Consider the following 20423-nt stretch of genomic DNA (forward strand, 5'->3'; position numbering starts at 1 on the left):
CTGCATGGGGATAACTTACCAGCGGGTTTTGTTGAAGCTGAGCGGTGAAGCACTGATGGGCGACCTTTCCTATGGGATCGACCCAAAAGTTGTGCAAGACATCGCTCAAGAGGTCGCAGCCGTCGTCGCAAACGGAGTGCAAGTCGCAATCGTCGTCGGTGGCGGCAACATCTTTCGTGGAGTCAAGGGCGCGGCTGCCGGAATGGATCGGGCAACGGCTGACTATATCGGCATGATTGCCACGGTGATGAATGCAATGACGCTACAAGATGCACTAGAGCAAATTGGCGTTCCGACACGCGTCCAAACGGCCATTGAGATGCAGGAAGTAGCTGAACCCTACATTCGCCGTCGAGCAATTCGCCACTTGGAAAAGGGCAGGGTCGTAATCTTTGGAGCAGGGTCGGGCAACCCATTCTTCACCACAGATACGACAGCGGCACTGAGAGCGGCTGAGATCAACGCCGAGGTTGTCTTTAAGGCAACTAAGGTCGATGGAGTCTATGACTCTGATCCGAGAAAGAATCCAAATGCTCGCCGCTTTCAAACCCTGACCTACGGGCATGTGTTAACCCAAGACCTCCGCGTGATGGATGGCACGGCGATCGCTCTGTGCAAAGATAACGATATACCTATCATCGTGTTCGACCTTTCCGTTTCGGGGAATATTCGCCGAGCCGTGATGGGAGAGCCGATTGGAACAATTGTGAGAGGTTCTTGTGAAATTAGCTGAAATTGAAAGCCAGATGCAGAAATCGATTGAAGCGACTCAGCGCTCCTTCAACACGATTCGTACTGGGCGAGCAAACGCAGCGATTTTAGATCGGGTGATGGTGGAATATTACGGCAGCCCCACGCCGCTCAAATCTCTGGCTGGTATCAACACCCCTGACGCTAGCACGATTACGATTCAACCTTACGATCGGGGTGCTTTGAATCTGATTGAGAAGGCCATTTCGCTGTCAGATATTGGATTAACGCCGAATAATGATGGCTCCACCATTCGGTTAAACATTCCACCATTGACTAGCGATCGCCGTAAAGAATTAGTCAAGGTTGCTGCTAAGTTTGCAGAAGAAGGCAAAGTCGCGATTCGGAACATTCGCCGAGATGCGATCGACGCAGTTCGCAAGCAAGAAAAAAGTAGCGAAATTTCGGAAGACGAGGCTCGTGATATCCAGGACAATATCCAGAAACTGACCGATAAGTACGTTGCCAAAGTAGACACCCTTCTGGCTGAAAAAGAAGCCGATATTCTGAAGGTTTAACGACTCAAATCTTTATGCAACTTGCACCTGTGCATGACGCACCACGTAAGCGACATGCAGAGGATAGCCATGTGCATAAATTGCATCTACGCATTTGAGCGCAGCGTCACGATTTTTGTAGGAGCGCAGAACCCGCTCTCTGCCGTTGGCGTATTGAATGCAAAGTTGCCAAATCATAGTCCTATCCTCGTGAATCACAACAAGCTTAGAATAAATGCTGTGGGCGATGGTTTCGCCACAGCCCACAGCATGAAGAAGGTCTAATCCTGGAAGTACCCTTTTGACTCAAGGTGACTTCATCAATCTTTCATACACAATCCTATGAGCTTCATCAGGACTTTGTACTCCGTGCAAATGTCCAATTTGATCTAAATCACAAGCACAATGCCTGTTCCGTCACATACAAGAATTCACTGTCCGGCATTGCTTAGCACTGTCCGGATTTCTGGGTAAACAAAACGCATTGAAGATAAAGAACTGCATCAACTTCCTCAGAGTTGAAGCATTAAAGCTGATTCTTCAACTCTCCTTCATGGAAGTTTCAGAAAACTTTTCGCTAAAAACGTGATCACAGCCAGCCTGGATTCTAGACTGTGAACTACGTAGTTTTGGGGTTGAGTAGCAGAATGCCCAGTGTAACTACCAGATCAATTTGGTGTACTAGGAGCTAGATTCAAAGCTTATGTTTGATTGCATTATTGTGGGCGCAGGGCCAGCCGGTGGCACTGCGGCATATCATCTGGCAAAGCGCGGACGCTCAGTTTTAGTGCTAGAAAAAGCTTCCCTGCCCCGCTATAAGCCTTGTGGCGGTGGCGTATCGCCACAAGTAGCTGAGTGGTTTGACTTCGACTTTAGCCCTGCGATTTCAATCAAGGTCAATGCGATTCGCTATACCTGGAAAATGGGCGATCCAGTCGAAGCAAAGCTAAAGGACTCAGAACCCATTTGGATGGTGCGGCGGGATGTATTTGACCATTTCCTCGTGCAGCAGGCGCAGAAGCAAGGCGCAGAACTCCGTGACAATACCGAAGTTACAGGAATTGAGTTTAAGAGTGACCACTGGCAAGTTAATACTGCAAATGGGCCCGTCACCGGACGCTACGTGATTGCAGCGGATGGAGCTAAAGGGTCAATGGCAAAATGGCTTGGTTTCAAAGACCGCAAACGCCGTTTTGCGGGAGCGCTAGAAGCCGAAGCAGCAGCCAATGTGAAAGACCCCGAATCTGCTCATTTTGAGTTTGGTATGGTCAAGAATGGCTATATCTGGAACTTCCCTAAGGCAGATGGCTACTCGATTGGTGTAGGCACCTTCCGGGGTGGTGAGCAGCAAGATTTCAAAGCAATCTTGACCGAATACGCTACCCTGTTTGGCATTGACCTTAAGACCACGCAGCAATATGGACATCCGCTTTGCTTGTGGGATGGCAACCAAAAGCTGCATACGCAAAACGCGCTGCTAGCGGGTGAAGCTGCCTGTGTTGTTGATCCGTTTACTGCTGAAGGGATTCGTCCTTCCATCTTTACTGGAGTAAAAGCAGCAGAGGCAATTGATGGGGCGATCGCTGGGGACAAAAATGCCCTGGAACGTTATACCCAAGTCATTAGCGATGAATGGGGCGCTGACATGGTCTGGGCCCAACGCCTCGCTGGGATCTTTTACCGGGCACCTGGCATTGGCTACCGGGTAGGAGTCAAGCGCCCTTCCGCAACTGAGCGGATGGTCAAAATCTTGTGTGGCGAGCTGCGTTATGCAGACGTTGCTAATCGAGCGATGAAGCGGCTAGGTGCGGGGCTGATCCCGGGTATGGGATAGGTTGCTACAGTTACCCTTCCACTACCGCAGTCCTTAAGGGCGTAGCATTCAGCAGATGAACTCTGAACCAGACCGAGGATTTCTGCCCGAATGCTACGCCCCCAAGCGAAGCTTAAATTTCAAACCTTTCAAGGTTGCTTAGAGGCTTCTAGTGCCAGAATCGCTTTCACTTCTTCAAGCAGTTGATCTTGTTGCAGGCGAATTGCTTCTAGTTGGTTCAGCAAATCGGCTAGCCGCTGGTTTTTGTCTGGTTCAGGAGCGGACTTAGGCAAGGTAGCAACCGTAAACAAACTAATGATGCTGCACCAGACCCAGTGAATCAGCCTCAGCGGGGCGTGAAGTAAAGCAACCCAGGCTTGCTGCACCAGGTTGGCGATCGCCCCAATCAGTCCCCACAGCAGCACCAACAGCAACAGCCCGATCGCCAAAGCATAGAGCGGATGCATAATCAGCCACGCCAACATCGGGTGAGTTGTCAGCCAGTCTTGAAAGGAACCTAAGACAACGTTCTGCATTCCTTCTCCAAAAGCATTTCCCATACGTCCACCGCGCTGCATTGTTCCACCAATCATTCCATCCAGGGAGGTCCTAGCACTTGCTGCCGTTTCAGTTAGGGTTGCTTTAGTTTGATGAATAGGCTGGGCAATCGTCTGGGTTGCCTGCTCAGAAAAACTAGCAGCAGCGTTCTGAGCTTCTCCAAACATTGCTGTCAGCCGATCTGTGACCTGACTTTTGACCTTTGTCACCAAACTAATTCCCTGCTCCATAATTCCCCAACCTCCCTACTGCCATTATGCTAAGTAGTGCCCAATCCGCTCAATCTGGAATTTGTCTACTTCGTATTCCTTAAAGATGCAAGTTAAACAAAACCCGATTTTGAAAGACGGTAGTGGCAAGATGAGGATTGATAGCTCTACCGTAAAATGTATTGAATGTTACAAAATATCACTTCCTAGCGGTGGTAGAAACATTCATGCTAGTAAGCGCATTAGTGAACCGAGTAAGGAGTGAAGGGATACATGAAAAAGGTTGAAGCAATTATTCGCCCTTTTAAGCTAGATGAAGTCAAGATTGCACTGGTAAATGCAGGCATTGTCGGCATGACCGTTTCTGAAGTTCGAGGATTTGGACGGCAAAAAGGACAGACCGAACGCTATCGCGGTTCAGAGTATACAGTTGAATTTTTACAAAAACTGAAAGTCGAGATCGTTGTAGAGAATGATCAGGTTGACATGGTCGTCGAAAAAATTATCGTCGCTGCCCGCACTGGCGAAATTGGCGATGGCAAAATTTTCATCACGCCCGTGGACGAAATCATCCGCATTCGTACAGGCGAGAAAAATTTAGAAGCCATTTAAGCACTAAAAGCCCTTTAAACAACACACTGCCCTTCCAGGGCATACTCTATTCCCTCTTGCCGAGACAGCGAGTTATCACATCTCGACAAGAGGGAAAATTGTGCCTGATTTTTTGGAGCGAGGCTTTCAGGCAGGAATTTTGCGTATCCGATCAAAATTTGACTTGAAGGTTCTGCCCTACCAACTGAACTTAAACAGGCAAGGCGATTAGCCTTCAAAACAATTTCTACAAATGGAGAATTGCTATAGTTCAGTTCATATTCCATTGGGTAGGACTTGATGCTGTTTGACTCTGCTCCTGATTTGGCAGCAATTGAGTTACGATTGCGGCAGCTTTTGCCCGCTAGCTTATATGCAGAAATTTGGGTTGAGCCGTTGCCCAATAGCTTAATGCGGGTGTTTGAGCATTTGCGAACGCTTCAACATGTTTTACACGGCTATATGCCCCGGCAGGTTCTAGAATTGCCGCCCTGTCCAGGTGAGGTGCGTTATTCCTGGCAAGAGGGCACGCTGTTATTCACTGACCTAGCAGGTTTTACCCCTTTAATGGAGGCAAACGCAGCCCACGGTCAGCAAGGCGCGCTGCTGCTGCTGGACATACTCAATCGCTATTTCTCCGAGATGGTCGAGATCGTGAGCAAATCAGGTGGCGATCTGCTTGAGTTCACAGGGGATGCAATACTGGTGCAGTTTCTAGCTGACTCATATGAGAGTGATGCTGCTCAGGCGGTGCGAGCAGGCTTGCGAATGCAGCGGGCAATGGCTCATTTTGAGGATATAGAAACACCTCAAGGCAAATTTTGTCTGGAGATGCGAGTAGGGATTCATACTGGACGCTTTCTTACAGCAGACATCGGCACACCGATGCGAATGGCGCATGTGCTATTGGGCAGTACGGTACAGCAGGCAAAACATGCGGAGGGGGCAGGTGAGGTAGGCAGAGTTTGTCTAACGGATAAGGTGGGCGATCGCCTTCGAAGCAAATTCCGGCTTGAGTCTCTGAATGCAGATCTCAATGCAGATCATGTCTTGGTCAAGGATGACCTCCTGCTGGACCAGCTAGGGGAATATGACATCACACCCAGTCGTCGCCGCCTTTCCAGCTCCCTCTTACTCGATCGCAGCCCACAAGGATTGATTGCTGAAATTCAAGAAGCAGTAAAGCGAATCGAGCCGCTTGCCAGCTATTTGTCCACGCCAATTCTCAATTTGTTAGTTGAAAGTGCTGCAAAACGCCAAATTTCACCAAATTTTCCAGAAGCTACTGTCGTTTTTGTTAATTTGGTTGGCTTTCCGGAGTCGATAGATAAAGCGACCTCAGATGAGGTTAAGGATGTAGTCGGCAGCTTTTCGCGCACGTTTGCCTTAGTTCATGCGGCAGTGCGATCGCACGGCGGCATTCTACAAAAAGTCACCTATCATCTGGTTGGGTCGGATATCTTAATCTACTTTGGCGTTTTGGATGCTCACACAGATGACGCTGTGCGGGCGGCTAGAGCAGCTACAGCAATACAGGAAATCGTGATGAAACTGTCTACGCTGATGGTTGAAGGTCAACCTGCAGAAGTCACCTGCCGGATTGGAATCGCGTCTGGCTTTGTATTTGCTGCCGAGATTGGTGAACCCAGAGGCAGGCGAGAATTTAATATTCTCGGTGATCCCGTGAATACGGCAGCGCGATTGTCCATGCAGGCAACCCCCAATCAGATTTTGGTGACGGAGCAGGTTTATGGAGCGATCGCCCCCCAGTTCAGCGGTGAGCCATTAGGGAAGATCGCCCTCAAGGGCAAAGTTTTACCAACCGCTATCTTTGCCTTGCAAAGCCAGCTATAGAAGTACCGAAAAAGACGAGAAGGAGTGCGCCTTCTGATCTAGAATCACGTCTAGAGTGACAGCCGAGGATTAGCGTTTGCTCATAATTTGCTGAGCGATCGCTTCCACAATTCGACTCAGGGGATGCTGAGGATATTTCACCGAAAATATGCCTGCGCTAGCCAGCACCATCATTTCATCGGAGTGAGGCAAAACTCCAGCGACTACAGCACTATAAGCCTCCTCAACCTTTTGCTTGAGTAAATCAAAATCAAAGACGGTGGGCGCTTTGTTAACCACCATTAACAGCTTAGGAACTTCTAGCTTACGAGCCACATCCACCGTAACGGCCGTTCCTTGATAGTCCTGCTGATCGGGTCTCAAAATTAGCACCAGCACATCAGAAATGGTGATCGACAGCAACGTTTCCTCATTGAGTCCCGGATGCGTATCAATTAGCAGGTAGTCCAACCTCAACGCTTTAACCAGGTCTTGAAAGCCATCATTGAGCAATCCTACGTCATAGCCTTCTCGCAGCACCTTGGCAATTTCTCCAGCTTTGGCACTAGAAGGTACTAAGAAGAGCTTGCTGCGTTCAGTGCCTTTTCCCTCTAAGACTGAGGTGACATCATAGGCAACCTCCTGGATAGTACGGCGACCCCAAAGATAGTCATTGAGCGAGCGGTCAATCTGGTCTTCATCAAAACCAAAGAGAACGTGAATTCCAGGAGATTGAATATCAGTATCGACCACACCAACCCGATAGCCATGACGGGCAATCGTTGCAGCCAGATTAGCGGTTGAATTGGACTTACCCGTTCCGCCACGGTAGGAATGGATCGAAACGATCATAGACATGGGTTTACCTCTAGCCGAAGGAAGTTGGAGACAACCGAATGCAGCTTACTGTGGCTAAAACAACCTATCTTCAATTTGGATCTGCTGCTAGCTCAACCTCAACATTCAAGTCAGTTCACCCTGATTCAGCCTAATCTGGTTTGATTCCCGAAAATCATTTTGAGAGTAGGTATTCCCAATTCAGAAAATTTTTCTGCAAGTCTCTACCTTGGTTGCGTGTAGCATCATAACGCCAATGTAATGCAAATTGGTAGACGTTACCCCTGCCCTTTTCTACCTTTAAGGATGTTAATCAGAAGGACCCTCAGCCAGGCGAATGGTTCGCCCTGACTGCTCCGTGTGCACAACATAGGCTCCATTAGGAGTGTTGAACACGACGCGGTATCCGGGTGTGATCATCTCAGCGCAGAACTCTTCTGGACTGGGAACTCCTATGCAAGCGTTATTCCAATCTACTGGTTCAAACTGTTGTAGGGCGATCGCCCCACTAGTGATCCCCGTCTCTGCTGCCAAAAATGATTTAAGGTGCTCTGTTAATGAATCAGGCAAAACCGCAGTAGCATCCCCAGATGACCTTTGATTCAGATTGTCCGCTGCTGAGTCAGAAGGATCTGTGGTTGTTGCCGTTGGAGATGGGCTATCTGCTTCCAATGGGGCTGTCTCCAGGTTAACCGCGTCCGAATTCAGTGCTGGACTACAAGCACTTACCAGTATCAACAGCACGAGCGTTAAGCAGACAAAAATAATCTGGCGCATGGGAAACCTTTCCCTTTAGCTAAGGTACAAAATGTAAGCCAACGACTTACATCTACACCCTAAACCTTAGAGCCCTTGCTTTAGGGAGGAATTTTAGAGGTAAAACAATCCTTCTACCTCTAAAATTCCTCCCTAACCAAGCTGCCGATCAGCGCTGTCCAAAGTAGGTTTTGTAGATTTCATGGGCAATTGGGACAGCAGTTACTCCGCCGAACCCGCCACCTTCAACAACTACTGCAATCGCAATCTGAGGATCATCCACCGGTCCATAACCCACGAATACCGCGTTATCTTTTTGACCCGGTACTTCTGCAGTACCCGTTTTGCCAGCCGTCAAAGGAATAGAACCATCATTTAGCCGACGAGCAGTTCCTTCCTGCACAGCTGCAACCAATCCAGACTTAACGGCTTCAAGGTTTTCTGGAGTTATGCCAGTTGCGACTCTTTCTGCGGACAGGGTTTCAGTTTGACTTGTGAGCAAGTGGGGTTTGACGCGCCACCCACCATTAGCGATCGCCGCTGTCAAAACAGCCATCTCCAATGGTGTAACCTGAACCAAACCCTGCCCAATTGACATACTCACCGTGTCACCCGTATACCAGGGTTCGCCATACAGTTCTTCTTTTTGAGCTGGGGTAGGCACAGATCCCCGGCTGCCTCCATCTAACCCCAAATCAGTGATCCCAATGCCCAGTGCTTCTGACCAATGCGCGATTTGCTCTGGCCCAACGGCAATGCCAACTTGATAGAAAAAGGTATTGCTGCTGACCGCCATCGCCTTGCGAAACCCAATCGGACCGTAGCCACCGCTATGCTCATTGAAAACCGTGCCACCAACATTAATCGAAGCGTAGGTATTCACGATAGAGCTGGGAGAAAACTTACCCGACTGCAAGCCCGCTACGGCTGTGATAATTTTGAATGTGCTGCCAGGAGGATAGCCCTGCAAAGCCCGATTTAGGAACGGCTGGGTGTCTCCGTTGAGTTGTTGCCACTCTGACTCTGTAACGCGACGGGTAAAGATGTTGGGATCAAAGCTAGGACCGCTGGCGATCGCCAGCACTGCCCCCGTTTTTACATCCATTACCACCACTGCCCCTCGGCGTTGAGCAAGCGCTCGCTCAGCCGTCTGCTGTAAATCCAAATCCAGTGTTAACCGCACCTGATTACCTGCCACAGCAGGGTCCGTACCCATCCAGCGTAATTCTTGCCCTCGTGCATTCACCTCAACCTTACGACTGCCCCAGCGACCGTCTAGCTCAGCGTTGGCTAACCGCTCGATCCCCATTTGCCCCACGATCATGCCATATGGATAATCCGGGTTCTCCTTCAAGTCTTCCTCAGTCGCCTCGCCAATGTAGCCCAGCACGTGAGCTGCCAAATCGCCATGAGGATAATAGCGACTCGACTCGGCGATCGTTTCTACACCAGGAAACTGAGCCGACTGCTCAGCCAAAGCGACAAACGCACTTTGATTGAGTTGCTGAGTAATTCGGACAGGCATCGGTGAGTTGTAGCCCGCCTTCTCCAGTTGCTCAATGATTTCTGCGGCTGGCGTATTTAATAACGGGCTGAGGCGAGAAGCCGTCACCTGCCACTGTTCGGGTGACTGTTGACGCGGCCAAAGATATACAGAACGGGCCAACCGGTTGGCTGCAAACAGTTTCCCGTCGCGATCAGTAATATTGCCTCGATCAGAAGGAATTGGGATCAGTCGAACCCGATTTTGTTCTGCAAGGCGCTGGTTAAACTCGCCCTGAACCAACTGCAAATGAGTGAGACGCACCACAAATGCGCTCATGATTGCAGTCGTAAAAAGCATTAAAAATACTCCACGCCATACCAACTTGTCCCGGCTGGCTGATCGCAGCAGGGAAGTTTTGGCAGAGCGTCTATCGGATGCATAAGAAATTCCACTAGCCATCTGCACTGCGTCCGCAAAATTTAGTGTACGGTGTCTTGGGATTTCACAAATTTCTCGGTTTGCGGTTAAATTTGCAGTTCCCTCGGGCACTTATATAGAAATTTTTAAGCCCCTTGCTTTGTTACCATCCCTCAATGAGTGATCCAAATCCGGATTTTTAGCGGTTAAGACACTGATGGGGGTTGCAAGTAGAGTACAAGACGAAGATTAAAACTTCGCTAAAACTTTTATCTTTGTCAGCTTGAGCTGAGCTTGCACCAATAAAAACAGCACCCAGCAATTTTTAGGATAGGAAAGCACTAACTTCAAGGTGACAAGACTACTGTTGTTTCCCAATTCATAGCAGGTGTTTTACCCCAACGTCACCTGTTTTGCAGTTTCTGTTTCAGTTTTTCATGCATGGCTATCGCGTTCTCACACGTTAGAGCTAGAGGCAATGTGGGCAGTATGAAGAGGTAGTAGCCCTCATCCAACGCCGCACTTGGACATAAGCCATGAAAACTATCAAAGTGATACAACCTGCTGGCATCCTAGACAGCACAAAAGCAACCGAAATTCGACGCGAGGTTGCTGATGTAGTGGAACAAAACGCAGGAATTGTATTGATCGACCTGAAAGACGTAACGTTTGTTGATAGTTCAGGCTTAGGCGCGCTGGTTGTCGCACTTAAAACAGTTCGAGCAGCAGGCGGCAAGCTCTACATCTGCTCAATCAATGATCAGGTGAAAATGCTATTTGAACTCACCAGTATGGATCGAGTGTTTGAGGTATTTACAGATCGAGCAGAGTTTAACCAGCAAGTCTTAACGACTTGTACTAATTCACTTTAGGCAGATTAATCAAAACGAACTCTAAGTAGGGATAAATCGTCATTAAAGGCTGCTTCGTTGCTGAGCAAATGAACTGTTTCTAACAGTTCATCCAGGTTAGAAGTATTTCCCTGCTTGGTTAGCAAATCAATGAACGGCTCTAGTCCCCAAATTTCTTCATTGGTTTGACGTATTTCATAAACGCCGTCACTAAACACATATAGATTACCGCCTACTGGAATCTCGCAACGGCTACTTGTAAAGGAAACGTCCGTTAACATGCCGACCGGTAGCGCTGGAGTTTTGAGCAACTGAACTTCTAACGCTCCATTTTCAGTGTTAGATGCCAAAACTGCGGGTGGATGTCCAGCACTCGCGTAGGTCATCTGACGTTTAGCCTGATTATAAACGCCGTACCAAATCGTGAAATATTTCTCGTTCTGGCTATTCATTTGAAAGGTTTCGTTTAACCCTCGAAGAACATCATGGGGTTGGTAGAAGTTGACATCGGGTAAGGACTGCGATCGCAACAAATTTAATACTGCGATTGACGGTAAAGCTGCTCCTAATCCATGTCCTGAAACATCGAGTAGATAAATGACTAGATAGTCTGGGTCGAGCCAAAAATAGTCAAAACAATCTCCCCCCAACTGGCGAGAGGGGATGAACCGGGCATCGATAGAAATCTTGCCGACCAAGGGAGCAGGGAGCAGCGATCGTACGTATTCGGCTGCCTCTGCTAATTCTGCCTCTAGAAGTTGTTTTTGGGTTTGCAGGTCACGGGTAAGCTGGTGTAATCGCAGTCCAGCCCGCACTCTTGCCTGTAGCTCGGTCAGCTCAATTGGTTTAGCGAGAAAATCATCCGCGCCTGTATCCAAACCTTGAACACGGTCAGCTGTTGCACCGCGGGCGGTTAGTAGGATAAAAAATGTTGTGGAAAGCTCTAAGTTGGACTTGACCTGCCGACAAACTTCCAGTCCATCAATTCCGGGCATCATCCAGTCACAAATAATTAACGCTGGGTGGAGGTTTTGTGCCTGCTCTAACCCAGCTTCACCATTGTCCACTGTTGTAACAGTATGCCCTTGACCTTGGAGTGATTTTCTTAAAATTAATCTAATAATAGGATCGTCATCAATGACTAATATTTGTGCCATATAGCAGTCCTAAATCAAGTGTGAGATAAGTGATTTGTGAGAAGCGCGTTTCTCAGAGGTGTGCCTCTCACAATCCATTTAGGATTGCTATAGATCATTAACGTATAGCGCTCCGAGTTGATGTTTAAGGTTTGATTTTGCAAGACTATACACATTACGAAATGCCACGTTGTCAGCATTAGACATTTTTTATATCAGGATGTTTTCAGTTGGAAGTCGTTAAACAGGCACATCTTCAAGTTAATACAGATCTTGGTGCGCTGACTCATATTCTGTCTTGGTTTGATCAGTTTAACAGCGCTATTATTCCACCCTCGATCTGGCTACAGTGCCAGTTAGCTCTAGCAGAAGGTTTTACAAATGCAGTGCGCCATGCCCATAAAAACTCTCCTCAAGAGACACCGATCGATATAGAAATTACCTTGTTTGACCAGCTACTGGAGATTCGCATCTGGGATGTTGGATCAGGGTTTGATTTAACCCAACAATTAAACCAGATGCCGCTAGAAGTCGATTCTGATGCAGAAGGAGGAAGAGGCTTAAAGTTGATGCAACAACTATCAGATTCACTTACCTATACCCAAACTGGCGATCGCCGAAACTGTTTGCTTATTGCGAAGAAGTTTAGTGCCCCTGCTTAAGGGGTAATGACCCAACTCCAGTTCAGATTTTGGCTTCGACGAAGGCTCGAATTTTGTCAAGAGACAGTTCAATTTCTGCTAGAAAACGCTCAGGGGTTTGAAGCTGTTTTTGGCGAGCCTGCTGCTCTAGATGCTCCGCAGCAGCCTGCATGATTTTGGCACCCACGTTAGCACTGGCTCCCTTAATGTGATGGGCAGCCTGTTCAGCTTGCCACAGGTCTTGATTAGCGATCGCCCCTTTCAATGTTTCAAGGTGAATTTGGCTGTCTTCAACAAAAATTTGTAGTAGCTCCAGTTCAAATTCGCGGTTGCCGTCAGAGATTTGATGCAGATGCTTCCAGTTGAGTTGAGTGTTAAGGGCATCACGCGCCGCATCGGGCGTCGTTGACTGATCTTGCAGGGCAGCTGAATCTGTCAGAATGGCTTTTCCCCAACGATCTAACATGGCGGCTAATACATCCTTACGTACAGGTTTGCTCAAGTAATCGTCCATCCCAGCGGCGATCGCTCTCTCCTGGTCTTCTTGAAGCGCATTAGCAGTAACTGCAATAATCACAGTTTGACGTTGAGTTAGCCTTTCCTGCTCCATTTTACGAATCAGGCGAGTTGCTTCGTATCCATCCAGTATGGGCATTTGGCAATCCATCAAAACGATATCGTAATCGATCTGAGCGATCGCCTCTATAGCTGTTTGACCATTAGCAGCTAAATCTGCCTTAAATCCCAAACTGTTGAGTTGTTTTAACGTTACCTTCTGATTAACAACATTGTCTTCGACTAACAAAATTTTGAGGTTAGATTCAGCAGGCAATACAGCGACTGGACGCTCTGGCGGGACCTCCTGGGTAACTTCCTGTGGATTTTCGGTGCTGGCAAGACTGTCAGAGGCAAGAGATAGAAAACATTCCAAAAGCCGTGATTGTCTCACGGGTTTTACTAGATAGGCAGAAAAATCGAGTTCTAATGCCCGATGAACACCGGATGCCAAATCAACGGAGGTCATCATCATAACCAAGTGGGTATCTGCCAAAGTAGCGTCAGCTTTAATTTGTTGCGCTAGTGATTTTGCATCTATTTCTGGCATCTGAATGTCTAAGAGTGCCAGATTGTAGGGAGCATCAGACAGAGCACCTTGACGCAACTGTTGCAGAGCGATCGCCGCACTCTCAGCCTCAGTCACTTGCATTCCCCAAACCATTGCTTGATAGCGCAAAATTTTGCGATAGGTCGCATTGTCATCAACAATCAGCAGCCTTAACCCACTCAACACTTGAATCGTTTCTTTAGCGACAGGCGGAACAGGGGGAACTGTTTGCTTATCAAACGTAAGTGAAACCCAAAACTTTGACCCTTGCCCTAAGGTACTTTCCAGTCCAATTTGTCCACCCATCAATTCCACAAGCTGCCTAGAAATTGCCAATCCCAGTCCCGTTCCGCCATATTTGCGAGTCGTTGAAGCATCGACTTGCGAAAAGGGCTGAAACAGCCTTGCCTGAGATTCTGGCGCAATGCCAATGCCACTATCAAAGACGGAAAACATGACAGTTGCCGAAGACGGTGTTTCTGTTACTAATGCCGCTTGAATAACGACCTCTCCAACATCTGTAAATTTGATTGCATTGTTAACCAAATTGGTCAAAATCTGCCGCAGGCGGTTGGCATCACCGCGTAGATAAGTTGGCACATTGCGATAAATTAAAGTTGCAACTTCAACTCCTTTTTCGTGTGCCTTGGTTGCCAAAAGTTCAGCAACTTCTTCAACACAGTTCTTTAAATCAAAATCTAAAACTTCTAACTCCATTTCTCCAGCTTCTAATTTGGAGAAATCTAGAATTTGATTAATTAACATCAGCAGACTGTCACCGCTCATTTGAATAGTTTCTACGAAATCTTGCTGTTCAGGGTTGAGCTGAGAATCTAGCAACAAACCGGTCATGCCCAGAACAGCATTCATGGGTGTACGAATTTCATGACTGACGATCGCCAGAAATGCACTTTTCATTTGAGAGGCTTGCTCTGCTTCTTTGCGAGCTTGCTCTAGCGCCAGGTTTTGTTGTGCAAGCTGCTGCCGCTGCTGCACCTCTTGAGCTAGCAACCGTGCCTGAACAATTGCGATGCCTACATGGTTAGCAAGCTGTCCTAAAAATTCCACTTCAAAGCTTTGCCATTGGCGAGGTTGACCACACTGATGGGCAATCAGCAAGCCCCAAAGCTGATGACTAGCAAGAATTGGCACCACTAGGTTTGCCCGTACCTGAAAGCGGTCTAGCAAGGCGAAGTGGCAAGGGGTCAGGTTTGCCTGCTGGATGTCGTCAGCAGCCCAAATTCGCCCTTGATGGTATTGCTCGCCCTGCCCCTCTTTAAAGCAGGTATCTTCAATCAATTCGCCTAGCGCAGCTGTCCACGGCGGTTCTACGGATTCAACCACGACCCTGCCCATCCAATCAGACTCAAAGCGATACATCAGTACCCGGTCAGCCCGAAGGAAGCGTCTGACCTCGGCTACGGTAGTGGTCAAAATCTTTTCTAGATTAAGCGACTGACGAATACGGAGGGCGATGTCTGCGAGGAGTTGCGATCGCTGATTCTGACGCTGCAGTTCTGCTTCTGCTCGTCGTCGCTCTAAAACGCCGCCAATTCCTCCTGCCAACGCTAGCAGAGTAGATTCTTCGGCTTCAGACCATTGACGCTCAGAATGGCAATCGTCTAAGCCAATAAACCCCTTGAAATTGCCGTTGACTAGAATGGGCACCACTAGAATAGACAAAACGCCCTGTGCTTTGAGTAGGGACTGTTCAGGGAATGGTAAATCTCTAACCAGAGTGGCGATCGTCTCGCCTCGGTGCAGTGTGTTGTACCAATAGCAGGACTCTTTGTAGGGCAAATTTTGTAGAGCCGGGTTGCCTAACTGAGCCAAGCTAGGATCTTGCGTCCATTCATGGCGAAGGCTGGTATGTAGCGATGATTTACCCGGTACCAGGTGGTTTTCAAAAATGCAAATCCGGTCAACCTCAGCAGCTTGTCCAAGAATCTGCAAGGCTTCGTCGAGCGCCAGGCTATAGTTTGTGCTGGTTAGAAGCTGGTTAGTGGCTCGCGCAACGCCCTGAAGCAGTTGACTCCATCGCCTCATTTCTAGTTCTGCCTGTTGGTGCTGCGTCATGCGATTAGCAAACAATTAGCAAAGTAGGCAAAAGCAACCCTTCTATACCGATAAGCTTTTTTCGAACGGGTACGAGCGTGGTTTTGCTGCTGCTTACATCAGTGATTAGGAGATTTAGATACAGATGAATTGCAATATAACGGGTCTATCCAAACCAAAACTTCACCTTTAAATCACTACTCTGATTCACCCATGCACCATGCAGCAACAACAAAGACAACACCCCAAATGAGCCACGTAGGAGGCTGAAACAAAGTTAGCAAATTTAGTGGTAAATAAGCTATTACATCTAATACCAGTAATCCCGAGAACAAGCTAAAAGCGAGCATGATTAGAGACATACAGGTTTAGCCTTCGTATTCAGTGTCAATTTCAATCTCTAGGGTGTCTTCATCGATCCGAACATAAAGAATATTGGGGCGACAACACACCTGACAGTCTTCGACATAGGACTGTTGGCTACCTGCACTTAAATCAATGAAAGTGAGGTTAGTCTCACCACAGTAGGCGCATCCATACTCTGCTGTATTCTGCATAAGGAATGATTTGATTTACCCAGAAGAATCAATTACCCGGGAAGAACGGGATCAAAAGTAACTAGTTTCAGATGATCGGGGTTCGCAATTAGTTCTTTGGCAAGTAGGTAACCAGCAATCGTCCAGGTTTGATATTTTCGTGCCTCTTTGCCGATTAGCCGTCCATCTGGTCCGTCGTAGTATTCGGGCCATTGGTCTAACACGAGTCGACGTTCTGCAATGGCGATCGCATGGTGAGCCAACTCACCTCTGTCCATCTTTTTAGCTGCCGCCGTCAGCATCCAGAGCAGCACGGGCCAACTTCCGCCATTGTGGTAGGACCAGGGGCGATTTTTAGGATCAGCACCCGTAACTATTTTCCAATCTGTGTCTTCTAACGCTGGGTAGCAGAGCTTCATCGGCATGTGGCTGACCAAATCACTCCAACGCAACTCAATCAAATTCAAAATTCTGTGAGATTGCTGTTCATCCACTAATGAAGTGATCACGGCTAGTAGATTTCCCAACGAGAAAAAGCGGCAGTCGAGTTGAGACGGACCCAGGTTACCTGCCAGATAGCCACCTGCTTCCGGTAGCCAGTTTGCCAGCCGATAAAACGGAATGGAGTCGGAGTAAATGTTGAACTGGTTGAGTGCTTCTTCGCCATATTCCTCTACCTGAAAGCGGTAGATAACGTTGAGGCGATCGGAGTCGAGCCAATAATTTTCTCGAATTTGTCTGAGCAAAGGTACCAGACGACTTTGGATCGCCTGAATCATAAATTGGTTTTCCGGGCTAGGAACCAAAAGCTCTAGGCTGGCTTGCAAGGCTGCATAAAACAGCGCTTGAATATCTAGAGGATGTCCGTAAAGCCCCATACGGCGATCGATCATGCCTGCACCATCGGGTACTAGCACCATCGGATACATATCAAACCGAGTGACAAGGCAAAGCTCCAAGCTGAGGCGAATTCCTTCTTGAAAATCGGCTTGATGGGCTAGGTCGGTGTCTTGACTGGCAATGACGTAGGCGCGGAGCAGGACAATCCACCACAGACAAGAATCTGCCGGTGCAACTCGACCGATCGCATGGTTGCCAAAGTCTGCTTTTACGTATTCTTTGCTGCCTTGGGAAGCAATTTTGAAGCTGGCTGGCATTAGCCCGCGACTGGGCTTTGAGCAGTCCAGCTGTCCTGTTTTGGGCTGCAATTTCAGAGTTTCTTCTAAGAAATTGCGAACGATGTCGGTTCTTCCTTTGATTAGAAAGACTAGCGCCGAGGAAACAAAATCTCGAATAAAGCACTGGTCGTAGTTCAACGCTGAGATGTCTGGATCGCAAGCGGCGATTGTGCCAACAGGACGACCCTGGTAATAAATAATTGAATGTTCAAGCGCGTCCCAGGCTTGTTCTACGATTAAACGATCGCTCAAGCGTTAGTCCTCTCTAAGCTACACACCAAAAAGTGCAGGCAATGCCTACTCTACAGATATACGACAAACTAAGAAGCTCATAGGTTTATGGTAAGGCGATCGCCCACTCAAATCGTTACAGACCCGGTTTAAATCGCTACAAACCAAACCTGCTATTTGTCAGGCAGGCGACAGCGCTCTTGAGTATTGCATTCAAGCCGCTTTTGGCGATCGGCAACAAGGGTAGCTAAATCTGCTCGTCCAGTCAAAGCCAATCGTTTGTCTGCCCAAATCTCATACAGCCAGTCAACCAAACGACCGACTATAGGCAACTTGGTGACCGCGTAAATCCAGCCGATTCCCAAAATTTCGTAGACTCGACGAAACACCTCAACGTTTTTGATCACCGTGCCGTCGGGCAACACAGCGTGAATGCGCCCCATTGCGGTTTCAAAGTCAACACCGCCATTAGCTTCAGGAGCATAATCATCAGCGGCAATGTCAACAAACGCGACCCGACCGCGACCCGCATCTCGCTTTTGTAAAAAGTTCACTTCTCGTAAGCACAGCGGACACTCACCGTCATACAGCAGCTTAATCTGCCACGTCGGACCAGAGGATGCAGGAGGTGCTGTGGTCACTGTTGATTTTCGGGAGTTTGACGGAGACATAGGCAAGCTTGGGGCTGACTGTTTCAATCAGGACGATAAGTATCTTTCTATAGTCTAACCTCACAAAACTTAACATTTAGCTCTAAGCAGTGCTGTTCATAACAGCGATCGTTCGCGAATTTGCGATCGCGGACTTACAGCCACTCTTTACCGTATGGAGACTGCTTCAACCAACCTAAGAATTGCGTTCGATCTTTTGCTGACATGTCTTGCAAGGCATCCATGACTCGTTCTGTGAAGGTTGCATTACCAAAATGCTCTTTCCCGATTCGGTGCAGTTCTCGCAGCAGCGTGTTCAGATGGTGTTCTTGCCAGGAGGGAATTTGTAGCGATGCTAGTGGGTCAATTGTCAATAGCTGGTTAATTGCGGCAGGCGATTCAGTTTGAGGGAAGCGCCCCTGTTGAAAGACTGCTGTAATCTCTTTCTGAAATAAGCCGACTTGTCTGGCTCCCAGCAAATCTTCGATGTCGATATACATCGCCTGCAGCAATAACAAACACGCCTGGATGAAATGCGGTGTAGTTTCATCATCGGATTGAGCATCAGGATCAACCCCAAGCTGCTCCAGACGCACTTTGCCCCACACGCTATAGCGTTCAGGTTCTTCTAATAAGACGCAGGCTTTGCCCCGATTGTCGGTTAAATCTCGCCAAAAAGCTTTGGCTTCCTCTTCCTGGGAAGCGTTAAAGACGCTAATCAGACGAAAAGTTTGCCCCTGATATTGCAGGATTGGAATTTGCTGATCCCTTTTTGGATGCTGAACGCTTGAGATTTCAACATCCTGCCTCTTTAGGATAAACATGACGCTGCCAATTTACTCCTGTCAAGACTAGGGATACGGGGTAGACGCAAAACTCATTCAGGCAAGCCCTCCAGATGGAAAGTGCCGTCTAAATTGAGCTGATCGTGAACAGCGATCGCCTCAGTTAACTTTACTATCCCATCTAAAACTGATTTGAGTTGGTTTTCAGTGTACATCTGTTGTTGAACTATTCTGCAACTAACTCCTGTGTTAGAAGCTGAGATATTAGCTGAACCAATATAACGTTTGTTTTGATACTATATATTGGTTCGCGAAAAGGTTAGTACAGAGAAGTTTGGTTTCCCAATGTGTTCAGGGCAGCCATTGCAGCACCTTGGCACCAGTGAGCCTTCTTAGCCTGATTCGCTTCAATACATGCTCCAGTAGCTCAGGTGGATAGAGCAACTGCCTTCTAAGCAGTTGGTCGCTGGTTCGAGTCCAGCCTGGGGCGTTAGATTTGGGCGTGAAGGGTAATTCCTTTACCCCACTTTTCCTTACCCATTTCCGAATTTGGCTAAACAGCGACTCGATACTCTTTTAGTGGAACTGAATCTCGCAGACTCCCGCCAGCAAGCCCAGCGGCTGATTCGGGCAGGGGAGGTGATGGTGAATCAGCAACTTGTTGACAAACCCGGAACTGAAGTGGAGGTTGCGGCTCAGATCCAGGTGAAGCAGCGATCGCCTTTTGTCTCTAGAGGCGGTGAAAAACTCGCAAGGGCACTCCAGGTTTTCCAGATTCCAATTGCAGAGCGAATTTGCCTGGATGCAGGAATTTCTACAGGAGGCTTTACAGATTGTCTGCTCCAAGCTGGTGCAAAGCAGGTATATGGTGTAGACGTCGGCTATGGACAAGTCGCTTGGAGCCTGCGTCAGGATCAACGTGTGGTGCTGCGAGAGCGAACCAATCTGCGAAACCTGAAACCCGAAGAGCTTTATATTGCCGAGCAGCCCTATCCTGATCTAGGCGTTGCAGATGTTTCGTTTATTTCTTTAACTAAAATTTTGCCTGCACTGTGGCACCTGCTTCAGGCTCCACGAGAAGTCGTGCTGCTGGTCAAACCTCAATTTGAGGTTGGGCGAGAAAAGGTTGGGAAAAAAGGTGTTGTGCGAGACTTGCAGGATCAGGCAGGGGCGATCGCCCAAGTCCTAGATTCAGCTCAAGATTTGGGTTGGCAGTATCGTGGGTTAACCTGGTCACCGCTGTTAGGACCAGCCGGCAATATTGAATATCTGTTGTGGTTGCACATGGAAAGTTCAGCAGTAGCACCTACGCTAGCAGAAATTGAGCAGGTCACTAAAATCGCTCAGCAAGAGTTGAGAAAGTAGGGCGAGAAGACACTTAAGCAATGGCGAATAATCTTATGTGGCAATAGCAAGTAATAAATAAGCAATCACAAAATCCAGAATGCTGTATTTTCTTAAAAGGGCAAACGTAGCGCTAGACTAGGAGGCGATCGCAACTTTACACG

General features: G+C 48.1%; 20 protein-coding genes and 1 tRNA gene. 9 read left to right on the forward strand and 12 right to left on the reverse strand.

Annotated elements, in window-relative coordinates; translation table 11 throughout:
- The first annotated feature begins 4 nt into the window (after nt 1-4).
- Both pyrH and frr read left to right on the forward strand, forming a co-directional pair.
- Complete coding sequence (gene pyrH, locus H6G00_RS25075; protein ID WP_190645133.1) at nt 5-733, forward strand: UMP kinase; 729 nt, start codon at nt 5-7, stop codon at nt 731-733.
- Nucleotides 720-1268: a ribosome recycling factor gene (frr, locus tag H6G00_RS25080; protein WP_190645132.1), complete on the forward strand. Its 549-nt coding sequence runs from the start codon at nt 720-722 to the stop codon at nt 1266-1268. Before pyrH ends, frr begins: the two co-directional genes overlap by 14 nt.
- A gap of 12 nt (nt 1269-1280) precedes the next feature.
- Here frr and H6G00_RS25085 read toward each other — a convergent pair whose 3' ends face one another.
- Nucleotides 1281-1445: a family 2 glycosyl transferase gene (locus tag H6G00_RS25085; RefSeq protein WP_190645131.1), complete on the reverse strand. Its 165-nt coding sequence runs from the start codon at nt 1443-1445 to the stop codon at nt 1281-1283.
- Nucleotides 1446-1950: 505 nt separating this feature from the next.
- Between H6G00_RS25085 and H6G00_RS25090 the strand changes: the two genes are divergently transcribed.
- The gene (locus tag H6G00_RS25090) at nt 1951-3081 is read left to right on the forward strand and encodes a geranylgeranyl reductase family protein (RefSeq protein WP_190645130.1); all 1131 of its coding nucleotides are present in this window, start codon (nt 1951-1953) and stop codon (nt 3079-3081) included.
- A gap of 128 nt (nt 3082-3209) precedes the next feature.
- Here the strand turns inward: H6G00_RS25090 and H6G00_RS25095 are convergent, their stop codons facing one another.
- Complete coding sequence (locus H6G00_RS25095; protein ID WP_190798825.1) at nt 3210-3848, reverse strand: hypothetical protein; 639 nt, start codon at nt 3846-3848, stop codon at nt 3210-3212.
- A gap of 252 nt (nt 3849-4100) precedes the next feature.
- Here H6G00_RS25095 and H6G00_RS25100 point away from each other — a divergent pair, with 252 nt between their 5' ends.
- Complete coding sequence (locus tag H6G00_RS25100) at nt 4101-4439, forward strand: P-II family nitrogen regulator (RefSeq protein ID WP_190645128.1); 339 nt, start codon at nt 4101-4103, stop codon at nt 4437-4439.
- A 279-nt stretch (nt 4440-4718) separates the two neighbouring features.
- Complete coding sequence (locus H6G00_RS25105; protein ID WP_190798826.1) at nt 4719-6272, forward strand: adenylate/guanylate cyclase domain-containing protein; 1554 nt, start codon at nt 4719-4721, stop codon at nt 6270-6272.
- A 69-nt stretch (nt 6273-6341) separates the two neighbouring features.
- On the opposite strand, the gene H6G00_RS25110 is transcribed toward H6G00_RS25105, so the two are convergent.
- The 3 genes from H6G00_RS25110 to mrdA all read right to left on the reverse strand — a co-directional run bounded on the left by H6G00_RS25110 (nt 6342) and on the right by mrdA (nt 9789).
- Entirely contained in the window at nt 6342-7109 is a 768-nt protein-coding gene (locus H6G00_RS25110) for a MinD/ParA family protein (protein WP_190645126.1), read from the reverse strand.
- A gap of 288 nt (nt 7110-7397) precedes the next feature.
- On the reverse strand, nt 7398-7865 hold the full coding sequence (locus H6G00_RS25115; protein WP_190798827.1) for a hypothetical protein: 468 nt from the start codon (nt 7863-7865) through the stop codon (nt 7398-7400).
- A gap of 148 nt (nt 7866-8013) precedes the next feature.
- Nucleotides 8014-9789, reverse strand: coding sequence for a penicillin-binding protein 2 (mrdA, locus tag H6G00_RS25120; protein ID WP_190645124.1), 1776 nt, complete (start codon nt 9787-9789; stop codon nt 8014-8016).
- A gap of 494 nt (nt 9790-10283) precedes the next feature.
- Between mrdA and H6G00_RS25125 the strand changes: the two genes are divergently transcribed.
- Nucleotides 10284-10619, forward strand: a complete 336-nt coding sequence (locus tag H6G00_RS25125; RefSeq protein ID WP_190687456.1) for an STAS domain-containing protein — start codon at nt 10284-10286, stop codon at nt 10617-10619.
- Between the two features lie 5 nt (nt 10620-10624).
- On the opposite strand, the gene H6G00_RS25130 is transcribed toward H6G00_RS25125, so the two are convergent.
- Complete coding sequence (locus H6G00_RS25130; protein ID WP_190687458.1) at nt 10625-11755, reverse strand: SpoIIE family protein phosphatase; 1131 nt, start codon at nt 11753-11755, stop codon at nt 10625-10627.
- Between the two features lie 209 nt (nt 11756-11964).
- Between H6G00_RS25130 and H6G00_RS25135 the strand changes: the two genes are divergently transcribed.
- Nucleotides 11965-12396, forward strand: a complete 432-nt coding sequence (locus tag H6G00_RS25135; RefSeq protein WP_190798828.1) for an anti-sigma regulatory factor — start codon at nt 11965-11967, stop codon at nt 12394-12396.
- A gap of 22 nt (nt 12397-12418) precedes the next feature.
- Here H6G00_RS25135 and H6G00_RS25140 read toward each other — a convergent pair whose 3' ends face one another.
- From H6G00_RS25140 to H6G00_RS36285, 6 genes are all read right to left on the reverse strand, one after another.
- Nucleotides 12419-15556 carry a response regulator gene (locus tag H6G00_RS25140; protein WP_190798829.1) on the reverse strand — a complete coding sequence of 1046 codons (3138 nt, stop codon included), beginning with the start codon at nt 15554-15556 and terminating at the stop codon, nt 12419-12421.
- Between the two features lie 347 nt (nt 15557-15903).
- The gene (locus H6G00_RS25145) at nt 15904-16092 is read right to left on the reverse strand and encodes a CPXCG motif-containing cysteine-rich protein (RefSeq protein WP_190645119.1); all 189 of its coding nucleotides are present in this window, start codon (nt 16090-16092) and stop codon (nt 15904-15906) included.
- Nucleotides 16093-16124: 32 nt separating this feature from the next.
- On the reverse strand, nt 16125-17501 hold the full coding sequence (locus H6G00_RS25150) for a glycoside hydrolase 100 family protein (RefSeq protein WP_190798830.1): 1377 nt from the start codon (nt 17499-17501) through the stop codon (nt 16125-16127).
- A 152-nt stretch (nt 17502-17653) separates the two neighbouring features.
- Complete coding sequence (locus tag H6G00_RS25155; protein ID WP_190798831.1) at nt 17654-18151, reverse strand: DUF393 domain-containing protein; 498 nt, start codon at nt 18149-18151, stop codon at nt 17654-17656.
- 134 nt (nt 18152-18285) lie between these two features.
- Nucleotides 18286-18954: an Npun_F0813 family protein gene (locus tag H6G00_RS25160; protein WP_190645116.1), complete on the reverse strand. Its 669-nt coding sequence runs from the start codon at nt 18952-18954 to the stop codon at nt 18286-18288.
- A gap of 53 nt (nt 18955-19007) precedes the next feature.
- Nucleotides 19008-19130, reverse strand: coding sequence for a hypothetical protein (locus H6G00_RS36285; protein WP_277881968.1), 123 nt, complete (start codon nt 19128-19130; stop codon nt 19008-19010).
- 201 nt (nt 19131-19331) lie between these two features.
- Here H6G00_RS36285 and H6G00_RS25165 point away from each other — a divergent pair.
- Both H6G00_RS25165 and H6G00_RS25170 read left to right on the forward strand, forming a co-directional pair.
- Nucleotides 19332-19405: transfer RNA gene (locus H6G00_RS25165), tRNA-Arg, on the forward strand.
- A gap of 59 nt (nt 19406-19464) precedes the next feature.
- A complete protein-coding gene (locus H6G00_RS25170; protein WP_190798832.1) occupies nt 19465-20280 on the forward strand; it encodes a TlyA family RNA methyltransferase in 816 nt (271 codons plus the stop codon).
- The last annotated feature ends 143 nt before the right edge of the window (nt 20281-20423 follow it).

Origin of the sequence: Leptolyngbya sp. FACHB-541, assembly GCF_014695875.1 — a bacterium.
Taxonomy (GTDB): Bacteria; Cyanobacteriota; Cyanobacteriia; order Elainellales; family Elainellaceae; genus JAAUTN01.

What these genes read in the sequence shown, in the direction of transcription:
- pyrH (WP_190645133.1), top strand. Translation starts at nt 5, where the DNA reads ATGGGGATAACTTACCAGCGGGTTTTGTTGAAGCTGAGCGGTGAAGCA.
- H6G00_RS25085 (WP_190645131.1), bottom strand. Translation starts at nt 1,445, where the DNA reads ATGATTTGGCAACTTTGCATTCAATACGCCAACGGCAGAGAGCGGGTT.
- H6G00_RS25090 (WP_190645130.1), top strand. Translation starts at nt 1,951, where the DNA reads ATGTTTGATTGCATTATTGTGGGCGCAGGGCCAGCCGGTGGCACTGCG.
- H6G00_RS25095 (WP_190798825.1), bottom strand. Translation starts at nt 3,848, where the DNA reads ATGGAGCAGGGAATTAGTTTGGTGACAAAGGTCAAAAGTCAGGTCACA.
- H6G00_RS25100 (WP_190645128.1), top strand. Translation starts at nt 4,101, where the DNA reads ATGAAAAAGGTTGAAGCAATTATTCGCCCTTTTAAGCTAGATGAAGTC.
- H6G00_RS25105 (WP_190798826.1), top strand. Translation starts at nt 4,719, where the DNA reads ATGCTGTTTGACTCTGCTCCTGATTTGGCAGCAATTGAGTTACGATTG.
- H6G00_RS25110 (WP_190645126.1), bottom strand. Translation starts at nt 7,109, where the DNA reads ATGTCTATGATCGTTTCGATCCATTCCTACCGTGGCGGAACGGGTAAG.
- H6G00_RS25115 (WP_190798827.1), bottom strand. Translation starts at nt 7,865, where the DNA reads ATGCGCCAGATTATTTTTGTCTGCTTAACGCTCGTGCTGTTGATACTG.
- mrdA (WP_190645124.1), bottom strand. Translation starts at nt 9,789, where the DNA reads ATGGCTAGTGGAATTTCTTATGCATCCGATAGACGCTCTGCCAAAACT.
- H6G00_RS25125 (WP_190687456.1), top strand. Translation starts at nt 10,284, where the DNA reads ATGAAAACTATCAAAGTGATACAACCTGCTGGCATCCTAGACAGCACA.
- H6G00_RS25130 (WP_190687458.1), bottom strand. Translation starts at nt 11,755, where the DNA reads ATGGCACAAATATTAGTCATTGATGACGATCCTATTATTAGATTAATT.
- H6G00_RS25140 (WP_190798829.1), bottom strand. Translation starts at nt 15,556, where the DNA reads ATGACGCAGCACCAACAGGCAGAACTAGAAATGAGGCGATGGAGTCAA.
- H6G00_RS25145 (WP_190645119.1), bottom strand. Translation starts at nt 16,092, where the DNA reads ATGCAGAATACAGCAGAGTATGGATGCGCCTACTGTGGTGAGACTAAC.
- H6G00_RS25155 (WP_190798831.1), bottom strand. Translation starts at nt 18,151, where the DNA reads ATGTCTCCGTCAAACTCCCGAAAATCAACAGTGACCACAGCACCTCCT.
- H6G00_RS25160 (WP_190645116.1), bottom strand. Translation starts at nt 18,954, where the DNA reads ATGTTTATCCTAAAGAGGCAGGATGTTGAAATCTCAAGCGTTCAGCAT.
- H6G00_RS36285 (WP_277881968.1), bottom strand. Translation starts at nt 19,130, where the DNA reads ATGTACACTGAAAACCAACTCAAATCAGTTTTAGATGGGATAGTAAAG.